Here is a 23,405-nt window from a genome sequence, read left to right on the forward strand (position 1 = left end):
ACTGCCCATGGCACTGATCACGGACATCCAGAAACTGGAGCCCGGCGGCGAGATTCGCCTGTTCGAAATTGACGGTACCGAATACGGCGCCGATTATCTTCGCTTCCACGGTCATGCCATCCCGCATACGCCAGAGGAATTGCTGGCCTACGAGGGCTCCGAAGATGATCTACCCGCCAAGTCGATTATCTGGCAGGGCCAGGAGTACGCGGCCTGGCCGGTGCAGATTGAGGGTATCTCCTCGAGCTGCGACGGTACCGCCTCTCGGCCGACGTTCGCCGCCGGCAACGTCAACGGGCGTGTCACTGCGCTTTGCCTGGCCTTCGAGGACATGCTCAAGTTCAAGCTGACGGTGCGCGAGACCCTTGCCCAGTACCTGGATGCGGCCAACTTCCCCGAAGGTAACCCAACTGCCGATCCGACTCAGGAAGGCCTGGAGATCTGGTATATCGACCAGAAAACCAGCGAGGATGGAGAAGTGGTGATGTGGGAGCTGTCCTCCCCAGGCGAGATCGACAACCACGGGCTGCCTGGCCGGCAGATGACGACGTTCTGCCACTGGGCCATGACGGGGGGATACAGGGGCCCTGACTGTAACTACACGGGGGCAGCGATGTTTGATGACGAAGACAATCCTACAGATGATCCAGCGAAGGATGAATGTAAGGGGTGCCTGTCCTCATGCAAACTCAGATTTGGCGAGAACGAAGAGCTAAATTTTGGGGGATTTCCTGCAGTAAACCTGATCTCAAGGAGTTGATACAATGACTTGCGCGGCTAGGGTAGCTCCCGAAAAGCCAATACCTAACGGGCCTGCTGCGCTCCTCAAGTTAGGTTTCATACTGTAGGGGTGTGAAAATGGGTCGACCCGTCAGAGATATAGCCGGCGAAAGATTTGGAAGGTTACTTGTAGTGGGCCGCGACGCCAACAAACCCAGCAAGGCTGGGGCCTACTGGAATTGTGTTTGCGATTGCGGGAAAGAGAGCTCTGTTCGATCAGGGCCGCTGGTAAACGGCCAGTCCACGTCATGCGGTTGCCTGTCAAAAGAGCTTACAAGAGCAAGAAGCATCAAGCACGGAATGGAGGGGACGCCGTCTTATCAGCTTTGGGATGGGATGGTCCGAAGATGCTCCAACAAAAACCATGCAGCTTATGAAAACTACGGCGCTCGGGGAATCAAAGTATGCGATCGCTGGTTGGAGTTCTCCAATTTTTATGAAGACATGGGTGTTCGCCCTGACGGCATGTCGCTCGATCGTATCGACAACAATAAAGGCTATTCACCCGACAACTGCAGATGGGCTACTCATAAGCAGCAGTGTAGAAACACTCGGTCAAACCATCTGAAAACTCTTTTCTGTGAAACTAGGACGATTGCAGACTGGGCCGACGAGTTCAGCCTCTCGTACAACATTGTTTATCTGCGCATCCGAATGGGCTGGCCGATAGAAAAGGCTGTTCTCACCCCTCCAACTCGATAACAACCAATGTAAGGGTGCTACGGCGCCCTTTTTAGTGGGCGCGAATAATGCGAAAACACATCATCACCGCCATCCAGGCGCACGCGGCGGCCCAGTATCCGAAAGAATGTTGCGGCCTGCTGCTCGCCATCGGTCGCAGGCAGAAGTACTTCCCGTGCCGGAACATCGCCACGGAGCCGAACGAAGAGTTTCGGCTTGATCCAGAGGACTACGCCGCGGCGGAAGACGTGGGCGAAGTGATCGGCATCGTTCACTCGCACCCGGACGCCACCAGCAGGCCGTCACCGCATGACTTGGCCATGTGCGAGGCCACGGCGCTGCCCTGGCACATTTTGTCCTGGCCCGAGGGAGACATGCGTACGATCACGCCGACGGGCAGCACGCCGCTGCTCAATCGGCCGTTCGTACACGGCGCCTGGGATTGCTGGCAGGTATGCGCTGATTGGTATTCCCGCGAGTGGGGCCTGGAGTTCGAAGCCTTCCAGCGCACCGACGGTTGGTGGGAGAGCGCGGACAACACAAGTCTGTACGAGCAGCACTACGATGCGGCCGGTTTTGTACGCGTCGACCGGCCGGAACGCGGTGACATGATCGTTATGCAGGTTGGCCGGACGGCTCACCCGAACCACGCTGGCATATACCTTGGCACAGATCCGTCGCTACCTGGTGAGGACTCAGGCGTTTTCGGACCTGGCCCGTTCCTGCTGCACCACCTGTACGGCAGGCCGTCCGAGATAATCGTCTACGGCGGCCCTTGGAATGACCGGACACGCCTGATCCTCAGGCACAAAGATGCGCAGAACCATAAAGTTTCCATATAGGCACAGTGAGATCGAGTTCTTCAGCTTCAGAGTGTCGCAACGGCTTTGTTTAACTGCGCTTTGCGTAGCAAAACTGTTTTTCCTCGGATGCCCTCAATTTGCGCAAGGAGATGCCGATAGGATTGCTATGACCTGAGAGGCAATTTCCTATGTTCAACGCTAAGCTTAAAAAGCAGCTTCAATCACAAGAAAGCGAATTGTTTGAGCTACGCCAGCTACGCGATGGCCTGAGCCGTGAAATGTTGACGTTGAGTATTGACTCGACGTTTAAAATTACGGGATGCAACGAAAACTTTGGAGCGGCGTTGGGGTACCCCCCGGATCGACTTCTAGGTCGTGCCATGGCAGAGATTGTTCCACCGTACGTCTCCCAATTGCCGTGCTTTCATAACTTCCGAGCAGCAGTTGCTGCAGGCAAGTCTATAACTGACGATTACAGGTACCTTCATGCTGATGGTTCATTGGTATGGATTCATGCTCATTGGCAGCCGATCATGGATGCGAGCGGCCAATTGAGTCATGTCACTTGCTATGCGACAAATATTACGTCACGAGTTGAAAAAGCCTCAGAAAATGCTTCATTCATTGAGGCGTTATTACGTTCTACGGCGGTAATCGAGTTTGATCTCTCTGGACATGTACTAATGGCAAACGATCAATTTTTACAAGCCATGGGTTATAGCCTGGGACAAGCGAAAGGGAGCCACCACCGTATTTTCTGTAAACCAGAACAAGTTTCCTCCCAAGAGTACAAGGATTTCTGGTCAACTTTGAACAGGGGTGAGTTCGTTGCTGGCCGATTCGAACGTATAGACAGCCGCGGCCAAACGGTATGGCTGGAGGCTACCTATAACCCGGTTTACGACACCGAAGGGAAACTTTGTAAAGTGGTTAAGTTCGCGACGGTAGTATCCGATCAGGTGGCCCGCGAGCAAGAAGTCAGCGGGGCAGCTCAAACGGCATTTGAAATATCTCAGCAAACTGATGTCAGCGCACAGCGAGGAGCAGTCGTAGTCAACGATACTATGCATACAATGCGCAAAATTGCCGTTGACATGCAGGCGGCCTCCGGTGGAGTAGAAGCGCTGGGCAAGCAGTCACTGTTGATCAGCTCCATTATTCAGACAATCAGTAGTATCGCCCAGCAAACCAACCTTTTGGCTTTAAACGCAGCGATTGAAGCTGCTCGCGCAGGCGAGCAAGGTCGAGGCTTTGCCGTTGTGGCTGATGAGGTCCGACAGCTAGCTGGAAGAACCAGCACAGCTACCGAAGAAATCGCTTCAGTTGTGCTGCAAAACCAGAAACTGGTAGATGAAACCGTCGCAGAGATGGCAAATAGCAAATCTCAAGCCGAGCAAGGCCTTGAACTTGCCACTCAGGCAGGCCAGGTTATTGTTGAAATTCAAGATGGCGCCAAGCGAGTGGTTGATGCGGTGGGTAGGTTCGCTACACAAGTGGCTTAGCAATTGAGTTGGCTCTCTAAAAGGTTTAGCGAGGGTTTGACGCTCATCTGGTGGGCAATCATTGCAATAGGACTGCATTCCAATACGCCCTATTTGCGAGGCTAGATAAAACTGTGGTTTATCTGGAGGCCGATTAACCTCCTCTGAACCCTAAGAGCCACGCATATGCGAGGCTTCCGTTTTTGCCCCTTTTTAGGTGATAAAGTCCTGAGAAATCAAAGAGGGAACGACATGCGGATTTTGATAGCGGCGGTAGCGGTGGCGATGCTGGCGGGGTGTACAACACCTGGCGACCTGAAGGCGGGAAAGGCGACCATCAGTGCGTCGTCGAGTAAGGCGCCAAAGCAATATGCCCTCTGCGTAATGCCGAAATGGCAGGACGCTCGCTCAGGCGCCACGATGACCGAAACCTCGACTGGTTACAGGCTAATCGTTGCTACTGACTCGACAGCCGAGGAGCTTCTAGAGGTGAACCGATCCTCAAATGGAAGCAGTGTTGCGCTGTATCAACGATTGTCCTGGGCTCCCGGTTACGGTAGATCAGCAATTGAGAAGGCCGTCCGCGGCTGCCTGTAACGAACAACCACATCAAGCCGCCTACGGGCGGCTTTTTCATGCCCGGAGAAAGCCATGACAGCGCTTGTAATCGAATACCAACCACTCACTACAATCCTGCTCTTTGGTCAGCTACGCCAATTCGGTCGTTCTTTCAGGCTGTCCGTAAGAACAACCGCAGAGGCGATCAAGGCTCTCTGCGTGCAAGTTCCTGGCTTCGAGCGCTTTTTGTCGAACGCCAAGTCCCGAGGGATCGAGTTCGCGGTGTTCAGGGGGAAAAAGAATATTGGAGAGGGTGAGCTCTCCTTTGGTGGAGAGGGAGACATTCGCATTGCCCCGGTGATTACTGGTAGCAAGCGGGCGGGGATTCTTCAGACGATCGTTGGTGTAGTTCTGCTCGCTATTTCGTACGTATTCCCGGTTACCGCACCGTATCTGGCGCCCGCAGGCATCGGCCTCGTCGCAGGCGGTGTTATCCAGATGCTCAGCCCCCAAGCCGGCGGCCTGAAGACCAGCGCAGCGCCCGAGAACACCCCCGGCTATGCCTTCGGTAGCGCCAAGAACACCACGGCATCCGGTAACCCGGTACCGCTCTGCATCGGCGAGCGCCGGTGGGGCGGCGCGATTATCAGCGCTGAGATCTACGCAGAAGATCGCATGTAACTATCACTTGCAGCACCGCAGCCGCCCATGAGGCGGCTTTTTATTGCCTGGAGAAAAGCATGGGCGCAGCACACAAAATCGACGTTTATGGCGCCAAGGGCGGATCGGATAAGCCCAAAACACCTACTGAAGCGCCGGATAGTCTGCGCTCCGTCGCCATGGCAAAGATGCTGATCGCCGTGGGCGAGGGAGAGTTCGAAGGCACACCTACCGCGCGCGATATCTTCCTCGACAACACTCCGCTTCAAGACCCCCAAGGCAACATGAACTTCCCGAACGTTAAATGGGAGTGGCGCACCGGGGCGGTAGACCAAACCTATATCCAAGGCATCCCGTCGATCGCGAACGAAACAACGATCGGTACGGAGTTGCGCAGTGGCACGCCCTGGGTTCGAGCCATCACCAATACTCAGCTTTCTGCTGTGCGCGTGCGCTTTGCCTGGCCGGCCCTTCAATCGGTCGACTCGGGCGGGAACATCAACGGGTACACGATTGGCTACAAGGTCGAGTTGGCAACTGACGGCGGTGCCTACCAGGAAGTGCTGAATGAGGCCGTGTCCGGAAAGACTACAAGCGTCTACGAGCGCACGCGCCGCATTGATTTGCCAAGGGCGAGTTCAGGTTGGCTGATGCGGATCACTCGTCTGACCGCGAACCAGAACAACAACGAAATCTCCGACACCATGCAGATTGCCGGCTTCACCGAGGTGATCGACGCGAAGATTCGATATCCGAACACCGCGCTGCTCTTTATTGAGTTCTCGGCGGAACAGTTCCGCAGCATCCCGGCCGTGACCGTGGGCTGCAAGGCTCGAAAGTGGTCTGTACCGAGCAACTATGACCCGGCATCGCGGACATACAGCGGTGTGTGGGACGGAACCTTCAAGGAGGCCTACACCAACAATCCGACTTGGGCGACGCTCGGCATCACAACGAATGATCGCTTCGGCCTGGGTCGCCGCATCAAGCCGTGGATGGTGGACAAGTGGGAGCTGTACCGCATCTCGCAGTACTGCGACCAGATGGTGCCGGACGGAAAGGGCGGCCAGGAACCACGCTTCGTCTGCAACCTGAACCTGCAGAGCAAGGCCGACGCATGGTCGCTGCTGCGTGATATCTCGGCGATCTACCGGGGCATGACTTACTGGGCCCAGGGCCAGGTGTTCACCCTGGCAGATATGCCGCGCGCAACCGACTTCGACTTCGCCTACACCCGGGCGAACGTGATCGATGGCAAGTTCACTTACTCCAGCGCATCGGAGCGCACCCGCTACAGTCGTGCCCTGATCAGCTACGACAACCCACTCAACAACTACGACACGGACGTCACACCGGTCACCGATCCGAAGCTACAGCGGCGCTACGGCGACAACCCGCTGGAGATCAGCGCAATTGGTTGCACCCGCGAGTCCGAGGCCCAGCGCCGCGGTAAGTGGGCGTTGCTCACGAACTCGAAGGACCGAGCCGTAAACTTCAAGGTTGGGCTCGATGGTCGTATCCCGCTGCCAGGCTACGTGATCCCGATCGCTGACGAACTGCTTGCAGGCCGGCCGGTTGGCGGGCGTATCTCTGCGGTAAACGGCAAGGTCATCACCCTGGACCGCGACACCCAGGCCAAGCCCGGCGACAGGTTGATCCTCAACCTGCCAGACGGTAGGTGCGAGGGCCGTACCGTGCAGCTGGTAAGTGGCCGACAGATCACTGTGACCGTTGCCTACTCCGTTGCGCCTGAGCCCGAACTGGTGTGGGCGCTGGATGCCGACGATCTGGCAATCCCGTTGTACAGGGTGGTAAGCGTGGCCCGGCCGGAGCCAGGCGTGTTCGAGATCTCGGCCGTGCAGTATGACCCGAGCAAATTCGCGCACATCGACACCGGCGCGCGCCTGGAAGAGCGCCCAATCAGCGTTGTGCCGATCACCGTCGTTCCGGCGCCGGCGAGCGTCACGCTGACGTCGAGCTACGCGGTGAACCAGGGCATCGCTATCAGCACCATGAACATATCCTGGCCCGCCGTGACCGGAGCGGTCGCCTATGACGTGGAGTGGCGCAAGGACAGTGGCAACTGGATCAAGCTGCAGCGCACGGGCACTACAAGCGTGGATGTCACCGGCATTTACTCGGGCGCCTACCTGGCCCGCGTGCGTTCGGTGAGCGCCTTCGAAATCTCGTCGATCTGGAAGAACTCCGACCTGACCAACCTGGAAGGGAAGGTAGGCTTGCCGCCGGCGGTTTCGTTCCTGACCACCACCAGCGAACTGTTCGGCATCGGCATCAAGTGGGGCTTCCCCGCTGGCGCCGAGGATACCCAGCGCACGGAGCTGTGGTATGGCCCGGCCAATGACCTGGCGGCGGCAACCAAGCTGGCCGACCTGGCTTACCCGCAGGCCGATTACCGGATGCAGTCGCTTCTGGCAGGCGCAACCTTGTTCTTCTGGGCGCGCCTGGTGGACCGGACCGGCAACGTCGGGCCGTTCTATCCGGTCGGTAACGGCGTCATAGGGATGGCGAGCGCAGACGCCGATCCTGTGCTCGACTTGATCGCCGGCCAGGTTGGGCGCACTGAGCTTGGTCAGGACATCCTGGACGAGATCGATAAGATCCCAGGCTTGCAAGATCAGATCAACGCCTTGGACGGTCTGAAGGGTTACGACAAGGATGCCACCTACCTGAAAGGTCAGATGGTCGTGGAGGGCGGGAGGATCTATCAGGCCGTCCAGAGCGTTCCCATCAATACTCCGCCGCCCAACGCTACCTACTGGCTTGATGTTGGCCAGTCGGTAGAGACTGCGAATGGACTGGCACAGCAGGTATCCACCAACACCGCCGATATCACCGAGTTGGACGGCGTGGTCACCGCCCAGGCATCAAGTCTTCAGGTGCTGCAGGCGGCGTACAGGGATGACACCGGCGAAGGCGAACTCGCGGATGCGCTACAGGGGTTTAACGCCAAGGCGAGCTTTGCGCAGGAGGTGAGGACCCAGGCCACGAAGAACGCGGCCATGGTTCAGCGTACGACTGAGTTGGCCGCCGAGGTGGGCGATGTCAGCGGATCTGTGACCGACTTGGAAAGCGTTGTGGTCAACGATCGCCAGGCCACGGCCCAGGCCATCCAACAGATTGGGGTGCAGATCGGTGATAACTCAGCTGATATCCAGACGGTAAGCCAGGCCCAGGCCAGCACCGATGGCAAGCTCTCCACCATGTGGTCGGTGAAGATGCAGCTCAACCAAAACGGGCAGTACGTCGCGGCGGGGATTGGGCTTGGCATCGAGAACGTGGATGGTCAGTTGCAGAGCCAGTTCTTGGTGAGCGCTGACAGGTTCGCTGTGGTGAACAACATCAACGGGAGTCTTTCTTCGCCATTCGCGGTGGTGAACGGTCAGGTTTTCATGCGCTCAGCCTTCATCCAGGACGGCAGCATCACCATGCTGAAGATCGGAGAGGCGCTGCAGTCCGACAACTATGTCGCTGGTGTTCAAGGGTGGCGCCTCGATAAAGCCGGAAACTTGGAGTTTAACGGCCCGGCACCTGGTGGTGGTCGCCTGACGATGACCAATCGTGCAATCAAGGTGTACGACGAAAACAACGTCAAGCGGGTGCAGTTGGGGGATCTGACAGCATGATCGGAGGAATCAGGATATGGGGGCCTACTGGCCTCCTTGAATTGGATGAGAACTCATTCACCGTGAGGGTTGTTTATTCAGCCCTTATCGGCACGGTGGGCAGTAGTACTTTTGTATCCATCCCCGGAGTGAAACCCTCTACTCATATCGGGATATGTTTGCCTAATGGGCAGTACTCAGGGGACCCATCCGGCCAAGACGCAAGTTTGTCTCAGTTCGATGTACAGATGCTTACGGACGGAGTTCAGGTTTGGTTTAGAAATAGAAATATGCCAACCGGCAGAGTTGGGATATCAGTTCAGCGACTTCTAGTATTCAGGTATAGATGATGTCACATGGACTAACATTTAATAATAACTCAGATGTTGTAACGCTTGACTCTGAGTTTGCACGGCTGGTTGTTATACACAAAGGGATCTATGGGCCGGCTGGCGGTGATTTTCCATCGGTGATCACGTCGCAAGAACCACCGTTAATTTTTGTCAGACCTTCAACCGGGGGCTTCCAATGGGTGAGCCTTAAGGGCTCTCCCGGAAACTGGACGGGGTTCATCAACGGGGCAAGCGGAGGGTCTGGGTCGTTTTTTGTTGCGGCCTATGAGTCCGCACCAACTGCCAAATATGGTCTCAGGTTGTGGGACGGAGACGCAAAACAACTATTCGACAATGGAACGCCTTGTGCACAGTTTACGGATGTAGTTGCTGGCTGGGCTTATGGGGGCGCATCGAATCCTTCTGTAGGGCGATGGATTTCCACGTTCTATGCCGCTGTTCCTTTGAATACCGGAAACTACATGCTGATCAATAATATTGCGATGAATATACCGGGCGGAAGCACCTTCTCGCTTCTTTCTTGTTTCTGGGATTACGCAAACAATCGTGTCGTTGCTCAGCTGCAAAACATTGGGGATTTTAACGGTTCAAGTTTCTTCCTGCCGTTAATGTTTGCAAAGCCAATTTCTTAGGAGGCTTAAATGGCCTGGTATAAAACAGGAACTGTTGCCGTTGCGGCCGACAGTAACGCGGTAATTGGCACCGGCACGGCATTTATAGCAAACGCGCGAGTGGGTGATGCTTTCCGTGGGCCGGACGGCCGGTGGTACGAGATCACCAACATCGCGAGCAATACGGCGATTTCCATAGCCCCGAATTACCAAGGGGCGACAGTCGCTGCAGGGGTGTACACCATTGCGCCGATGCAGGGCTACGTCAAAGAGTCGGCGGATCGACTGCGTGCAATCACTGATCAGTTCAAAGACTTGGATCAGGAAGTGGCCAATGCACAGGCCTCGGCCGCCGCGGCGAAGGCTTCAGAAACCAACGCCAAGACATCCGAGACAAATTCCAAAGCATCGGAAACCAATGCTGGCGCCTCGGCGACCACCGCTAGCGGTGCTGCGACATCTGCAACTGCGTCCAGGAACGCAGCAGCACAATCTGCGACCAATGCGGCCACCTCTGCGTCCAATGCGCTGACACAAGCCGACCGGGCGAAGACCGAGGCCGATAAGCTTGGCAACGCCAATGCCTTCCTCGCCGCGGTTGACTCGGTTTCCGGAGTGGTGCCTCGCTTTAAGGGCGCTGTTCAGGTTGGATCTTCTGGTGGCCTAACTCTTCGCCGAGAAGATGTCACAGATCCAAACTCGACGGCGAATGTAAGGTTTGTTTACTCAGCTGATAACAGTGTGCGGCTGATTGATGATGCTCAAGGTTTGACCCGAATTCAGATAGGCGCGCTTGGTGGAACTCTTTTTGGTGGTGTTCTTACTACCAATGGCGGCGGAGTGAATATCAGGGCTACTGCGGACACAGAGTATGCGTTTCTTTGGTTCAGTGATAAAGCAGGCGGAAATCGAGGTGCGGTTTATTGTGAGCCGTCAGGCGCTCTGAAACTTTCCCCAGGGTATGGACAGTCTGGCGCAGGTCCGGATGTAACCATCACTAAGGCTGGCGTGCTGGTCACTGGTGCGGGTGTGACTCTAGGTGCTGGCGTTTCTATAACAACTTCCGGGGATATTATTTCCAGTATTTGGGCTGGCGGAAACCTCTCTGGGTTTATTGCGTTTATTGATAGAAAGGTTGATCTCAAGCTTGACTCGGCGGCCGCCGATTTTGCAATTATCTATCCCAACGGTGGCACTGCAGTTGCTCCGGGGAACATTGTTTCGGCATCTAGATTTACCTCAGACAACCCATTTCCTGGGTTTCATGTGATGACCATTTTGGAGGTCCTAATTGGGGGCATCTGGTCAGAACCCAGGCTTGACGGTAATGCGGGTAGCGGGGGCGCATCCTACGGCGCATATGCACAGCAGATCCTGCCGGCGGACAAGATCATCTGCCAGGCTGGTGCGAGTGGCGTTGCATTGCCCAGCGCTTCTACCGGAGGTGGACATGGCTATACAGGTGCAGTTCTGACCACCGCACCAGTGCGCGTAAAGGTCTGGAAACTTAAGGGGGCGATCTAATGATTCGATTTTACGCAAGGGTAGGCTCGAACTTTTTCGAGGGCGACGAGACGGACAAAGGCCCTGATGAAGGCTGGATCGAAATGGAAGGGGAGAGGCCCCAGGGCGATAACAGCATGGACTACACGGCTCAGGCCGATGGCACATGGGCAATTACCCAGGAGACGCTGATCGCAAGGTTGAGCGTGTTGGAAAACGCTTGGCGTGAAGAGCAGATGCCGATCGCCCAGCAGACGGTTACAGCAATCGACTTTGGCGAAGAAGACATCGTTGGCTCCATAGAAGACTGGAAGCTGTACTGGCGCGCCCTGCGCAAGTGGACAGCGGACAACCCTGACTTCCCCGACATGAGCAAGCGACCAGTTCAGCCAGCCTGAGCCGGTAAAGAACACACCAGCCGCCTTGAGCGGTTTTTTTGTGCCTGGAGAAAAGCATGCCGATCACTGAGCAGCAGTTGCTGCAGATCCTCCCTAACGCCGGCCACCAAGCCGGCGTTTTTGTTCCTGCCCTGAACACGGCTATGAACCGCTATGGCATCGTGGGCACCGCGCGCGCAGCTGCATTCATCGCCCAGGTTGGGCACGAATCCGGCCAACTGCGCTACGTGCGCGAGATTTGGGGGCCCACTGCGCAGCAGCTCACGTACGAAGGCCGTGCCGATCTGGGAAATACCGTCAAGGGTGACGGCTCGAAATACCGAGGGCGCGGACTGATCCAGATCACCGGGCGGGCGAATTACGCTGCCTGCGGCGAGGCGCTGGGCCTGGACCTCATCAGCAACCCGGAACTGCTCGAGCTGCCCCGGCACGCGGCGATGTCTGCGGCCTGGTTCTGGTCCACCAAAGGGCTGAACACGCTGGCGGATCAGGGCGAGTTCACGAAGATCACGCGACGCATCAATGGTGGGCTCACCGGTCTGGACGATCGCTTGCAACTGTGGGAGCGGGCGAAAAAGGTGCTGGCATGACGCCTGTGCAGAAGCTGGCCGGTCTGTTGATGCTGATCTTGGTGCTGATGTCCGCCGCCGCCGGCGTCACTTGGCAGGTACAGGACTTTCGGATGGGCGAGAAGCTCGCGAAGCAGGGCGCGACGCACCAGAAAGCCCTTGATGCCATCACCAGCGAGGCCTGGCGTCAGCAGCAGGCCGAGCAAGACAAGCGTCTGGCCACCGAGCAACAGCTTGCCGTCCTGGACCAACAACACACCAAGGAATTATCCGATGCCCAGCGTAACCAGTCTCTTCTGCGCGATCGCCTTGCCACTGCTGATGTGCGGCTGTCAGTCCTCCTTGCCGAGGATCCAGCCGGTGGCTGCAACGTGCCTTCCACCCCCGGCGCCGTCGGCGTGGTTCATGCAGCCCGTCGAGCCCAACTTGACCCAGCGCATGCTCAACGAATTATCGCCATAACTGATGAAGGTGATAACGGCTTGATAGCGTTACGAGCATGCCAAGATTACGTCCGAGCTATCAAACACTCATATTGAAACTCAAAAACTCGAATGTGAGATAAGGCGTATTATTCGGATTCATTCAGCAGCGGGGGGTAGTGAAAAAAACGCATCCGATCAACGTTGCAAATAAAGCTAACGTCTCTTCCAACTCAGGGTCTTCAAATAATATCGAGCACGAATCTAGCGCGCATAGAGCCCCATAAAGCTGCCCATCGGGAAGGAAGATGGGAACACCTGCATAGCTTTCTATCGCATACCGTTTAACCACCGCACGACTTGAATATCTGCCGTCTTCGCTGATTTTAGGAATAAAAAGTGCCTTAGGATCTCTGCGGAGCTCGCTGCAAAGCGTGATTTCCAGCTCTAGCGTATCACCAGCCTCTATCCCCATATGCATCGGGTCGTAAGCTGAGCAGACGACCCAGTCTGTTTCGGTGAACTTCGCGATCCCGGCAAATCGCATTCGGGTCAGGCGTGTTACAAGCTTTAAAATGCTAGTGATAGCTTCAATCTCAGCCAACGCTGAACGCTCGTCTAAATTCAGCACAGAGTGCAAGCTGATTTCGGGCTTATTCATATTCCACCTGTGCTGTATTTGATTGGGCGCGCGGCATTGGCGTCTGAGAGATCCTTCTACCAACCGAAAATTGCGGTTGGCCGACTTACTACGTCCTGAATCGAAGAACCAAATCGTTTAGGTTAACGGCCAAGCGAGAAAGCTCGTTGCTCGCTGTAAGCGTCTGGCGGGTGCCTTCACTACTCTGCACTGCAAGGTCGCGGATGCTTATCAGGCTACGATCAACATCCCGCGCGACGTGAGCTTGTTCCTCGGATGCGGTTGCAATTTGGATATTCCGATCGTTAATTTCGAGCACGGAATCAATAATTTGCCGCAGCGACTGGCCCGCTTGTTCTGCAGTATCTCGCGTGCTGTAGACCTCGGATGTGCTTTTTTGCATAGATTCGACCGCGGCAGAAGAGCCTGCTTGAATCGTGGATATCATCTGTTCAATTTCTTGCGTCGATGTTTGCGTTCGGTGTGCCAGCGCACGAACTTCATCTGCCACTACTGCGAAACCGCGACCCTGTTCTCCTGCACGAGCCGCTTCTATTGCGGCGTTCAAAGCGAGTAGGTTGGTTTGCTCAGCAATCGCCCTGATCACGCTCAGAACTTTACTAATGTCTTGAGCCTGGTCTGCGAGCTCTTTCACCTGATCTGATGACACCTCAACCAAGCCTGTCAAGCCGCGCATCGCTGTCAAGGTCTCAGTGACTTTTTGATTGCCGAGATCTGCAGATATGCTTGATTGCATCGCTGCTTCAGATGTGGAATTGGCGTTACGTGCAACCTCTTCAACAGCCGCACTCATTTCATTTACCGCGGTAGCAGCTTGCTCGATTTCGCTATTTTGCTGCTGAAGTGTGCGATCAGCGCTTTCAGTGATCGAGGTCATTTCGACGGCCGCGGTACTCAGTTGGGTTGAAGCTCCCGAGATTTCTAAAATTGTGTGTCGCAAATTTTTCTGCATAAGATTCAGCGCATGCATCAATCGCGAAGCTTCATCTGAACCTGTTACATCAAGATCGTGGGTAAGGTCGCCAGCAGCGATCTTTTCCGCCAATTTAAGTGATGAACTGATTGGACTTACGATGCTCCTAGTGAACAAGATCGCCAGTGCTATGGTTAAGACAAATGCAACGATCAGCACTGCTACCAGGACTCTTACGCTATGGTTATAGACGTCGGTCGCGTCTACTCCAGACACCACGGCCTGGCGTGCATTTTGCTCTCGCAGTAGTGCCAGCTGTTCTTGATAGGCCGTAGCTCTTTGTGCCTGCTCTGTGTTGGCAAAATTCACAGCCTGATCATGATCAGATGAATCCAAAGCGATTACTTTTTTGAGGCCGTCGACGTAAGCATTCATAGCCTGGTTGGCCTTCGCGAACTGGATTTCGTCCTGCTCTCCAGACATCAAATGTGCACGATAGAAATCAGTCTTCACCTGAAGTGTCTGTATAGCTTCTTCGACCTTTGACAGCGAGAAATCATGCACCTCTGCCGTGGTACTTGAGAGCATGCGGATACTTTCAAGACGGGCGTGGAGGAGGGCGATCTGAATATCGTCAATGACCTGAATGCTTGGAAGGGAGTTTTGCTCAATGGCCTGTTCTGTAGCGCGTAGCCGATCAATTTGCAGATAAGAGAAGCCCGCCAAGCTGATCAGTAGGAATGTGATTAAGCCAAAACAGACGAAAGCTCGCCGCGCGATACTCAAGGATCTCAATTTCATTTAGGCCTCCGAGGGCCGGATTTAGTAGCGTGGCATTTCCACGTAATTTCAAGGATCACGAACGCAGGCAGCATTTTCGTGCGGCACAGTGACTTCCAGCTGCAGCTTGCAGGCATATACCTGAAACGAGGTATGCAAAAAAATGTATTGGAATGATAGATGTGCTAAATAATTGCGCGCTAAGTAATTTAGTGTGCTCTCGCTATGTGCGGTTCAACATTTTTTTGGCTACGACACGTCCGGGGCGTGCCATGCTAAAAGCGAGCATTTACAAGCACAGCACATGGCAGGACTCTCTAGACATGCTGTCGTATGGAGGGCGTTTGGATTTGGACAGAGCACTATGGACAAGCGGCTTGCAGGTCTTTCATTTCTACTTACCCTTGGTTGGGTGACCGCTGTCGTGTTCGTCATGTGGTTTTTCAGCGGATAGATCCAGTTCAATAAGCTCTGAGCCCTGGTTCCTAACGTTGCCCACAGCCTTGCTAACAGGGAACCACTCAAACTCTTCAGTGGGCTGGCATAGGTCCTTTGCGATTTCTTCCGCGCGTGCAGGCGAAATATCAGGATCAAGCCATTCGTTGGCGTGCTCCGGAGTAAGAACCAATGGGCGGCGGTCGTGAATATCAACCATGCCCTGATCGCTGGCAGCAGTGATGATGACGAAACCGTCACCTTCGTGCGGGTCAAGGCCTAGGTGTACTTGGGCAAGTGCTCCGAAGAACATCGGTTTTCTGCTTTTGAGCCGAATGAAATATGGCTGCTTCTTTTTCGGGTCGTCCGGGTCTTTGACCCACTCATACCAGCCTTCGCTAGGTACGATCGCACGGCCAGTCGGCCAAAGCTGTTTGAAAAATTTACCAGTCGTGACGGTTTCTACCCGAGCATTTATCGGGTCAGGCCGTTTGCCTTTAGCCCAGAAGGGCGCCCACCCCCAGTGCACAGCGTCAATGTGCAAGCCATCCTCTTTGCTGTGCAGCAGTTGCACACGCGTCGACGGTGCGACATTGAACCGGTTTATTGGCTCGGCGTCGTAGCCACTGAACAGCTCGATCTGAGGGCTCAGCTCCTCGATATAGATCGCCATCCCCTCGTACTGCACGAATCGACCGCACATAGCCACACCTCCGCCCGTCGAAATCCCCTACAGAGAAATTGACCGCAAGCCTCGTACAAAGTTAACTGTACATTCGTACAGTATTTGCACAAGGCATTGTCATGAGCTTCAACATCCTGGGTCCAATCGCCGGCGGCGGCGCAAAACTGCCGCTCTGCTCGTTTCACGTACCTGCCGGCTTTCCGTCCCCTGCGGCCGATCATATTGAGCAGCATATTTCCCTGGATGAAGTACTCAACATCAGGGCTCCGCACGTCTACCTGGTGATGATCACTGGCGAAAGCATGCAAGGCGCCGGAATATTTGAGGGTGATCTGGCAGTGGTGGACCGATCCATTGAGCCGGCCCACGGCCATATCGTGGTGGCGTTGCTCAACAATGACCCTATGTGCAAGCGACTTTGCAAGCGTGGCAAAGAAGTGATTTTGCTATCAGAAAACCCAAAGTACCCGGCGCGCTACGTGCTGGAAGGCGACGAGTTATCAATTTGGGGCGTGATCACCAGCACTGTGCGCAGCCATGTCTAATCCGCCGGTATTTGCGCTGATCGACTGCAACAGCTTCTATGCCAGTTGCGAGCGAGTGTTCCGGCCCGACCTGGCCAAGACGCCTATCGTGGTGCTCAGCAACAACGACGGCTGTGTCATCGCGCGAAGCTACGACGCCAAGCCCTTCATCAAGATGGGCGAACCGTATTTCCAGATTAAGCACAAGCTCCAGCAGAACGGCATTGTCCCGTTTTCGTCAAACTACGCCCTGTACGGGGACATGAGTGAGCGGGTCATGACGCTGATCGAGAGTATGGTGCCCGCCGTCGAGATCTATAGCATCGACGAAGCCTTCGCCGACCTCACTGGGATCGGTGAACTTGACGCGCTCGGCAGACAGATCCGAGCCCAAGTACTTCGTTGTACCGGCATTCCCGTTGGTGTCGGCATCGCCAGTACAAAGACCCTAGCCAAGCTGGCAAACCATACGGCTAAACGCTTGCAGGCTCAGACCGGCGGAGTCGTAAACATTACTGACCCAGTAAAGCGTGATTGGGTGCTGCGCAATACGGACGTATCTGAAGTTTGGGGTGTTGGCCGGAAGATGAAGCTTCACCTTGACGCACTGGGCATCAAATCAGCGATGGACTTGGCCAAAGCCGATCCCTGGACGCTCCGGAAAAAATTCAGCGTGGTGATCGAGAAGACGGCGCGGGAGCTGGCTGGCACCTCGTGCCTGGAGCTGGACGAGCCCGATCCGCCGAAGCAGGAGATTTGCTGCAGCCGCATGTTCGGCAAGCGGCTGACCGACCTGGCGCCTATCAAGGAGGCCGTGGCCACCTACATGATGCGTGCTTCGGAAAAGCTCCGCGCCCAGAACTCGCTCTGCAAAAAGGTCCGCGTGTGCATCCGCACTGGCATGTTCAATCCGGACGAGGCGAAGTACGCGAACGGGGTGGTGGTAGATATGCCGTATCCAACCGATGACGTTCGGCTGCTCACCAAAGCTGCTGTTGATGCGCTAGACCGTATATTCCGGCCAGGATTCAACTACAGCAAGGCCGAGGTGATGCTGCTCAACCTGTGCCAGCCAGGTGAATACACGGATGATCTGTTCGCGGTGTCTCAGCCTGCCGAGGCGACCAGAGTGATGACCGTACTGGATCAGATCAATGATAGATGGGGAAGGGGAACGCTAAGGTCGGCCAGCGTGCCTACGAACCCCGATTGGGGCATGAGGCGCGAGATGATGAGCCAGAGCTACACCACCAAGCTCGATCAGCTCTGGTCGGTGGCCTGCAAGTAACAATTACTCCGGCGCCATGAGAACTGCGAGCGTCAATTTGATGAACTCTTCGTTGCCGTCGATGGTGTACAGCGCACCCCGGATATTTTCTGCGACCTCGGCGGAGCCACGCTGCTCAACCCAGTTCGATAGCTCCATGATGGAAGCCTCAAGGGCCAGCTGGTTTTCGTACAGTTTTGAGAGCAGGGAAGGGAGTAGGTCTGAATTGGGCATAGCTGTTCCTCCGTAGATTGAACAGCGTAGCAGGCGATGAAATAGGGTATTTGATTTGAGTCGGCAGAACGCCGGAGAGAGGGTAAATCATTTCCGCAACTGTGCATGCGCCCTTTGATCTGCGGGGCTTACAGGAAAGCAAAAAGCGTCCAAGTGCGGAAACGATGCACAGCTAACGTATTGATTTTAATCGTTAACTCGGCAGTCTTGAAAACCGGCGGACGTTAATAGCGTCTCCAGGGTTCGAATCCCTGGTTTCCCGCCAAGATTCAAACAAAAGCCCCGCGATTGCGGGGCTTTTGTGTTTCTGGGATTAGGTGGTGGAAGATCAGCTTTTACTCGTCATCTCTTTGTTTTTTTACTACTATTGTCCGTCTGTGCGCTCAAGGAAGAGAGGCTGAGCGCCTTGAGTCTGGTAGAGAATTTACACTCGAAGATTGAGTGGGTTATTGCTTTTACCCAGAACCTAACGACTCAGCCAACCATAATGACCTCTTGGTGAACCCGATGGATAAAATGTGTGGCATCGTTGTAGTGGTAGGACTTGCCCTCGCGGGATGCGCTACGAAAACTCCAGAAAAAAAACCTGAAGTGACTCCACCTCCCGCCGTCGTCCATGAAGCACCACCTGAAGTCGCACCTTCGTCACCACCCAATTGGACTGTGCGATATGAGGCTGCACCTGCTAACGCGGCGGCCCACGCCTCTCCAGAGTCCGCTCAGCCGGAATCAGAAACAGACTTAAACCAGAATCGCGCTGAGCAATGCCGTAAAGAGCTGGATGTCTTAAAGGTTTACAACAAAGCGTCCTACGTTAAATACGAGGCGGAATACCAAGCCATTGCTGCCAAGACGGCTAAATATATGGAAATCAAGGACTCGTTGGGTTCCGATTTGAACTATATGGTTATGCCCGCGTATCAATTTCAAATTCGTGAGTTCTGCTTCCGCGTGAAAACCCGGCTGTCGGAGCTTGTGCTTCGCCAAGCCAAATAATTCAGGCGAACCCGCTGCGAGTGGTTTCTGGTCTAGAGAGGTCAGGTGGGGGCCGTAAGGCTTAAAAACCCTGTTGACGTATCCAAGACCACAAAAGTTAATGCCTCGACTTGTCGGGGCATTAACTTTTAGGCGGTGCTGGCGGCGTTTTAACACAGCCAATGCCGACACTCAGCGTGCTACAGATAGTTCATTACAAAGGTAACCGACGCGTTGGCAGTGCCGGCCTTCAGTTCGCCGTCAGCCAGGCGGTAATAAGCCGCAGAAAGAGGGATTTTGAAGCTTGTGCCTGTGGTACTGAAGCCATTGAATGGGTAGGTAGTACCCAGGACAATAGGTTTACCGGTGTCGTCCATCAGTTTCAGGCCGATGCCTTTTGCGGTCGAACTGGCGTTCAACGCTACGATGCCTTGTTGCTGATCAATCACTTGAGAAGTGGCTTTAAGGGCATAGGTGACCTTCTGGATACCTGTCTGGCATTGGTTAAGACCAATGTTGAATCGAACGCTTTGTGACGTATCACCAATCTTGCTGAATTCATCAAGGTAATAGTCATCTCCCATTTGAACAGAAACATCTGGGGTCTCGCAGGATGCAGCGTTCAAGATGATTGGGTTGGTCAGGTTAACCTTCACAAGATCAATATCGCCGTACCGATGCGCTCCCAGGTTGCCTGCGGGAACCTCATTTTTCGATGACAGTTCACCTGATTTAGTAATTTCAAGGGTGTACGTCCTGCTTGGGTCCAGGTAATTCCCGGACATAACCCTGTCTGCACTTAAATAGCCATTTTGTGAGGTCTTGATTTTCATTGACAGCCCTGTTTTACCCAGGGGGAAAGTAGTACCAGTCTTAACGCTACCAAATGTCGGGTTCAGACTAAAGATAAAGGGTGACGATACAGTGCAGTTAAAACCCTGCTTCGGTGCTGTGATGGTTTCTTCGTACACCACCGTGCCTGCGGGCGTATCTCGAGGGACCGTCAAGGTAATTGGCGCGGCGGCGTAGTTAGCCGTGAACGTTTCACCCTGGGTGAAATTGCAACTCGCGGCCATCGTATCCGCTGAATAAGCAGACATAACCGCGGCGGCGGTACTCAGCAGTGCACGCAGTCGGCGTTGTTTTTCTGAAACACACATTTTGTTCACGGCCATGATAGAGGCAAGATGGACGAGCACCCTATCGATCAACTACGGCTGAGAAAATCAGGCGATTCTTAGAGTGTGTGCCGCGATGACGCTATTTGCAGTGGAAGGGGCCGCGGGAGGAGGTCAATCATTTGCACACCTTGATACTTGCCCGCGACTTGATTGGTTTTCGAGCCAGGCAGGTTAGGTAAAACCATCGCCAGCCCGGCTGTTGATTAGTTCCACCGCTGCCTTTTCACCCGATACATCTCCCCATCCGCATGACTCAACAGCGTATCTGCATCCTCTCCATCCGCCGGGTAAAACGCCACGCCAACACTGCAGGACGGCATCTTAACCCCGCCAAACTCGGCACCCAGTGGCTCAGCCATGACTGCAAGTATCTGCGCCACCTTGCCGGCCACCGCATCCTGCGACTGGATATCCGTAATCAACACCGTGAACTCATCCCCGCCCATCCGGGCCACCAGGTCGCTCTCGCGCACGCAGCGCTCCAGTCGTCGGGCAATCACACAGAGCACGCGATCGCCCATGGCATGGCCATGCACATCGTTGATGCCCTTGAAGTCATTGATGTCCAGGAACAGCAGCGCCAGGATCTGGTTATGAAGCTGTGCGGCCTTCAGGGCGTCGTCCAGCCGAGCATTGAACAGCGACCGGTTGGTGAGGGCCGTCAGCGGGTCATGATGGGCGAGGAAGCGTAGTTCTTCCTCGGCCTGGGTGAGTGCGGTCACGTCCCGTGCGACGCCGATCCGCGCCCCGACCTCTTCGGACCAGAACGCCGCCCACAGGATATGTACGACGCTGCCATCCTTGCGGATATAACGGTTGCGGAAGTCGACATGGGGTTGGCCGTTCATGACCCGGATAATGGAGGCGCGAGTGCGTGCCAGGTCTTCAGGGTGCATGTAGTGAGTGATCAGGGTACCCACCAGCTCATTGGCGCTGTAGCCGAGCAGTGCCTCACAGGCATCGCTCACGAAGACAATCTGGTTATCGCCGTCGACGACGAAGACCGTATCCAGCATCAGGTGGATCAGTTTGGGATAGAGGGCTTCCAGGTCAATGGGCATTGGCAGTCAGGCGTCTGATTCATAGGGGCTGATCATAGCCCGAACACGGCGAGTGGCGGCGAGACGTGCGGTGATTTTTTGATGTCCTGCATCACGGGGGCTGTTTGCCCGGGGTGTTCACAACACCTGGTCAAACGTATGATCGGGCCGAGCGCCCTATCCGGTCGCTGAGACTCACCCCCTTTTGAAGGACATGAGCATGCAAAAGCACTTCGGTAATTCAGGCCTGTTCAAGGCTGCTTCGTACATCTGCGACGAAACCCTCGGCAGCGGCATCGCCGGCTGGGAGTTGAAAAACAGTGCGTTGAATACGAAGGAGTTTTTGATATGTCCAAAGAATTACTCGGAGTTTCTGCTCTAGGGTTGATGGTCGTCGGTGAGTTTTGTGCAATCTACAGTGAGGTAGTCACCGCCAGGCTGGCCCAAGCCAGCGACGGCTCATGGCAAGCTTTCATCATGCCGGTGGTGGTGATGTGCTTCGCAGGACTTTGTCTGTTGGGGGCTTATTGGCTGGGTTATCTGGCAGTCGGTGATATCTGGGTGGTCACGGTGGTTTCCGTGACGTCGTTATTGCTGCTGGAACCGATCGTGATCTGGGCGCTGTTCCAGGAGTTTCCCGGCCGAGGCGCGATGATCGGGTTTTGCCTGGGAGCCTTGGGCATGCTGGCCACTGTCTTGCTGTAACGGCACGCTCTAGCCCGGCATTTGGATGTCGGGCCAGATTAGAGTGAGCAGTGGGCAATACCTTCCACCGCCGCAAGGGCGGCTGAGTATTAAAGCCGTGACACGCAACTCAGCAAAAAAGCTGCGCCACCGAAAGCAGGCAAATCATCTGGACAACCATTTGCGCACGAATTGGATGTTTCATTGCCGTGACCCTGATTACAGTCGTTACAGTAAGTATAGAGACAGAATAGAATTATTCAGAATGTAAGCCCATTCATCTGCCCAGCGGTCTCTGGTTACAACTCTCTGCCCCCGGTCACTGCACTTTTCTGGATTTCTCCGCTCTATCCTTGTCCCAGCCCCGCCGATCCCCGCGTGGGCGGATGAATCAGATCGGGTGCCGATGGATCGCACGTTTCCTTGTTTCAATCGTCGACGGATGCGCCAGCCCTTGCTGCTGGCGGCCTTGTTAATGCTCTGTGCCAGCGGCTGCAGCCAGCAGCAGGGGCAGGATATCGTCAAGCAGTTCAGCAATGGCAAGCCCGATGAGTTCTTCCAGACCAGTGTCGATCGTATGGCGACGCTGGGCATGCGCGACAATCTGCAAAGCCTGTATTTACTGATGAGCAAACTCTATCTGCGTAATCCCAGCCAGTGGCGGCAGTCGGGTTACCCGGACGCGGTGACTGCGGCGCGGGAGATTCGCCAGGCCATCGAGCAACGTCGCGCACTACCGGCCCTAGGGGAGCGTCGTGACCTGGCGGCGCTGAGTTACTCCTTGAGCCCTGATTTCAAAGGCGACCGGGTCGGCGCCTTCATCTACGCCATCGGCAGCATGATCGTGACCGCCCACGGTGGACGCACGGAGTTCTACATCACCGATTCAATCAACCCGCAGTTCGTCAGCAATGCCGCGCGCAATATCGAGAAGGCCACGTGGCTGCTGAGCAAACGTCAGGATGCGAATGGCGTGCTGCTGCTGTTTTCCAACGAAATTTCGGAGGAGGGCAGCAACCTCAGCTTCGCGGTGGAGTTCGGCAAGATCGTCGCGCGTCTCGATCTGCTGACCCAGATGCTCGATGAACGCTACCGGCGTATTGGCCTGAACTATGCGCAGAGCTTGTTGCTGATGAATTTTCTGCCGGTGCAATAAACAGGGAAACGTCAGCATAAAGGTACGGTGCTTCCCTTTTGCGCGTAGGAATCGGCCTATCTTGCTGCCCACTGCTTGAAACACCCCTTGGTCATCAATAGCCTCGGATTTTTCTGAAATATGAGGCCTTTACCATGGGTAAGCGGAAAACGGTTTGGCCTACTGAAAGAGAAATACGCCTGCGCTTTATCTTGTTGGCTGTGATCGATGCGGCGAGTATTCAGGGTGTCTGCGCCGAACTGTTGTTGACTGCGCACGAACTCCTGCGTGACTCGCCCACCGAGGCGCAATTGCTCGATGCACTGCGCGGGATACTGGCCACGGATGAAATGTATGGATTCCGATTGGCTCCGGGATCAGAAGCAGAAGAATTGATGCAGGTGCTGAATATCCCCGACAGCTGAGGATTTTGTGTGGGAGGCGACAAC

Annotated in this window: 22 protein-coding genes and 2 pseudogenes; 18 read left to right on the forward strand and 6 right to left on the reverse strand. The window is 55.1% G+C overall.

Going from position 1 to position 23,405, the window contains the following annotated elements:
• The first annotated feature begins 7 nt into the window (after positions 1 to 7).
• The 11 genes and pseudogenes from AB4O08_RS24545 to AB4O08_RS24595 all read left to right on the forward strand — a co-directional run bounded on the left by AB4O08_RS24545 (position 8) and on the right by AB4O08_RS24595 (position 12,559).
• The gene (locus tag AB4O08_RS24545) at positions 8 to 760 is read left to right on the forward strand and encodes a phage minor tail protein L (protein WP_460114431.1); all 753 of its coding nucleotides are present in this window, start codon (positions 8 to 10) and stop codon (positions 758 to 760) included.
• 769 nt (positions 761 to 1,529) lie between these two features.
• The gene (locus tag AB4O08_RS24550) at positions 1,530 to 2,303 is read left to right on the forward strand and encodes a C40 family peptidase (protein WP_460114432.1); all 774 of its coding nucleotides are present in this window, start codon (positions 1,530 to 1,532) and stop codon (positions 2,301 to 2,303) included.
• Positions 2,304 to 2,542: 239 nt separating this feature from the next.
• Positions 2,543 to 3,181: pseudogene (locus AB4O08_RS24555) on the forward strand (PAS domain-containing protein); the annotation flags it as partial.
• A gap of 150 nt (positions 3,182 to 3,331) precedes the next feature.
• Positions 3,332 to 3,766: pseudogene (locus AB4O08_RS24560) on the forward strand (methyl-accepting chemotaxis protein); the annotation flags it as partial.
• A 630-nt stretch (positions 3,767 to 4,396) separates the two neighbouring features.
• Positions 4,397 to 4,984: a tail assembly protein gene (locus tag AB4O08_RS24565; RefSeq protein ID WP_460114433.1), complete on the forward strand. Its 588-nt coding sequence runs from the start codon at positions 4,397 to 4,399 to the stop codon at positions 4,982 to 4,984.
• 59 nt (positions 4,985 to 5,043) lie between these two features.
• Positions 5,044 to 8,607 (forward strand): TipJ family phage tail tip protein, encoded by a 3,564-nt coding sequence (locus AB4O08_RS24570; RefSeq protein WP_460114434.1) that lies wholly within the window; start codon positions 5,044 to 5,046, stop codon positions 8,605 to 8,607.
• 328 nt (positions 8,608 to 8,935) lie between these two features.
• On the forward strand, positions 8,936 to 9,571 hold the full coding sequence (locus AB4O08_RS24575) for a hypothetical protein (protein ID WP_198729835.1): 636 nt from the start codon (positions 8,936 to 8,938) through the stop codon (positions 9,569 to 9,571).
• 9 nt (positions 9,572 to 9,580) lie between these two features.
• Positions 9,581 to 11,074: a hypothetical protein gene (locus tag AB4O08_RS24580; protein WP_460114435.1), complete on the forward strand. Its 1,494-nt coding sequence runs from the start codon at positions 9,581 to 9,583 to the stop codon at positions 11,072 to 11,074.
• Positions 11,074 to 11,451 carry a hypothetical protein gene (locus AB4O08_RS24585; RefSeq protein ID WP_198729836.1) on the forward strand — a complete coding sequence of 126 codons (378 nt, stop codon included), beginning with the start codon at positions 11,074 to 11,076 and terminating at the stop codon, positions 11,449 to 11,451. The genes AB4O08_RS24580 and AB4O08_RS24585 overlap by 1 nt, the downstream gene beginning before the upstream one ends.
• Positions 11,452 to 11,507: 56 nt before the next feature.
• A complete protein-coding gene (locus AB4O08_RS24590) occupies positions 11,508 to 12,041 on the forward strand; it encodes a glycoside hydrolase family 19 protein (RefSeq protein ID WP_460114436.1) in 534 nt (177 codons plus the stop codon).
• Complete coding sequence (locus tag AB4O08_RS24595; protein WP_460114437.1) at positions 12,038 to 12,559, forward strand: lysis system i-spanin subunit Rz; 522 nt, start codon at positions 12,038 to 12,040, stop codon at positions 12,557 to 12,559. The genes AB4O08_RS24590 and AB4O08_RS24595 overlap by 4 nt, the downstream gene beginning before the upstream one ends.
• Before the next feature lie 46 nt (positions 12,560 to 12,605).
• Here AB4O08_RS24595 and AB4O08_RS24600 read toward each other — a convergent pair whose 3' ends face one another.
• The 3 genes from AB4O08_RS24600 to AB4O08_RS24610 form a co-directional block, all read right to left on the reverse strand.
• Positions 12,606 to 13,103, reverse strand: coding sequence for a GAF domain-containing protein (locus AB4O08_RS24600; RefSeq protein WP_068936677.1), 498 nt, complete (start codon positions 13,101 to 13,103; stop codon positions 12,606 to 12,608).
• Between the two features lie 88 nt (positions 13,104 to 13,191).
• Positions 13,192 to 14,817: a methyl-accepting chemotaxis protein gene (locus AB4O08_RS24605; protein ID WP_068936675.1), complete on the reverse strand. Its 1,626-nt coding sequence runs from the start codon at positions 14,815 to 14,817 to the stop codon at positions 13,192 to 13,194.
• Between the two features lie 373 nt (positions 14,818 to 15,190).
• Positions 15,191 to 15,934 carry an SOS response-associated peptidase family protein gene (locus AB4O08_RS24610; protein WP_426108477.1) on the reverse strand — a complete coding sequence of 248 codons (744 nt, stop codon included), beginning with the start codon at positions 15,932 to 15,934 and terminating at the stop codon, positions 15,191 to 15,193.
• A 101-nt stretch (positions 15,935 to 16,035) separates the two neighbouring features.
• Here AB4O08_RS24610 and AB4O08_RS24615 point away from each other — a divergent pair, with 101 nt between their 5' ends.
• Complete coding sequence (locus AB4O08_RS24615) at positions 16,036 to 16,461, forward strand: LexA family protein (protein ID WP_065905481.1); 426 nt, start codon at positions 16,036 to 16,038, stop codon at positions 16,459 to 16,461.
• The gene (gene umuC, locus AB4O08_RS24620; RefSeq protein WP_460114438.1) at positions 16,454 to 17,728 is read left to right on the forward strand and encodes a translesion error-prone DNA polymerase V subunit UmuC; all 1,275 of its coding nucleotides are present in this window, start codon (positions 16,454 to 16,456) and stop codon (positions 17,726 to 17,728) included. Before AB4O08_RS24615 ends, umuC begins: the two co-directional genes overlap by 8 nt.
• 3 nt (positions 17,729 to 17,731) lie before the next feature.
• Here the strand turns inward: umuC and AB4O08_RS24625 are convergent, their stop codons facing one another.
• A complete protein-coding gene (locus tag AB4O08_RS24625; protein ID WP_460114439.1) occupies positions 17,732 to 17,941 on the reverse strand; it encodes a hypothetical protein in 210 nt (69 codons plus the stop codon).
• A 498-nt stretch (positions 17,942 to 18,439) separates the two neighbouring features.
• Here AB4O08_RS24625 and AB4O08_RS24630 point away from each other — a divergent pair, with 498 nt between their 5' ends.
• Positions 18,440 to 18,937: a hypothetical protein gene (locus AB4O08_RS24630; RefSeq protein WP_226994521.1), complete on the forward strand. Its 498-nt coding sequence runs from the start codon at positions 18,440 to 18,442 to the stop codon at positions 18,935 to 18,937.
• A gap of 179 nt (positions 18,938 to 19,116) precedes the next feature.
• Here AB4O08_RS24630 and AB4O08_RS24635 read toward each other — a convergent pair whose 3' ends face one another.
• Positions 19,117 to 20,091, reverse strand: coding sequence for a fimbrial protein (locus AB4O08_RS24635; RefSeq protein ID WP_226994520.1), 975 nt, complete (start codon positions 20,089 to 20,091; stop codon positions 19,117 to 19,119).
• 209 nt (positions 20,092 to 20,300) lie between these two features.
• Positions 20,301 to 21,158: a sensor domain-containing diguanylate cyclase gene (locus AB4O08_RS24640; RefSeq protein WP_021492744.1), complete on the reverse strand. Its 858-nt coding sequence runs from the start codon at positions 21,156 to 21,158 to the stop codon at positions 20,301 to 20,303.
• A 199-nt stretch (positions 21,159 to 21,357) separates the two neighbouring features.
• On the opposite strand from AB4O08_RS24640, the gene AB4O08_RS24645 reads away from it, so the two are divergent.
• From AB4O08_RS24645 to AB4O08_RS24660, 4 genes are all read left to right on the forward strand, one after another.
• Positions 21,358 to 21,519: a hypothetical protein gene (locus AB4O08_RS24645; protein ID WP_167337370.1), complete on the forward strand. Its 162-nt coding sequence runs from the start codon at positions 21,358 to 21,360 to the stop codon at positions 21,517 to 21,519.
• A 5-nt stretch (positions 21,520 to 21,524) separates the two neighbouring features.
• A complete protein-coding gene (locus AB4O08_RS24650; protein ID WP_010209663.1) occupies positions 21,525 to 21,842 on the forward strand; it encodes a hypothetical protein in 318 nt (105 codons plus the stop codon).
• Between the two features lie 421 nt (positions 21,843 to 22,263).
• Positions 22,264 to 22,977 carry a hypothetical protein gene (locus AB4O08_RS24655; RefSeq protein ID WP_460114440.1) on the forward strand — a complete coding sequence of 238 codons (714 nt, stop codon included), beginning with the start codon at positions 22,264 to 22,266 and terminating at the stop codon, positions 22,975 to 22,977.
• A gap of 134 nt (positions 22,978 to 23,111) precedes the next feature.
• Entirely contained in the window at positions 23,112 to 23,381 is a 270-nt protein-coding gene (locus AB4O08_RS24660) for a hypothetical protein (RefSeq protein ID WP_460114441.1), read from the forward strand.
• Positions 23,382 to 23,405: the final 24 nt, after the last annotated feature.

The organism is Pseudomonas sp. H3_E07, from assembly GCF_054668895.1.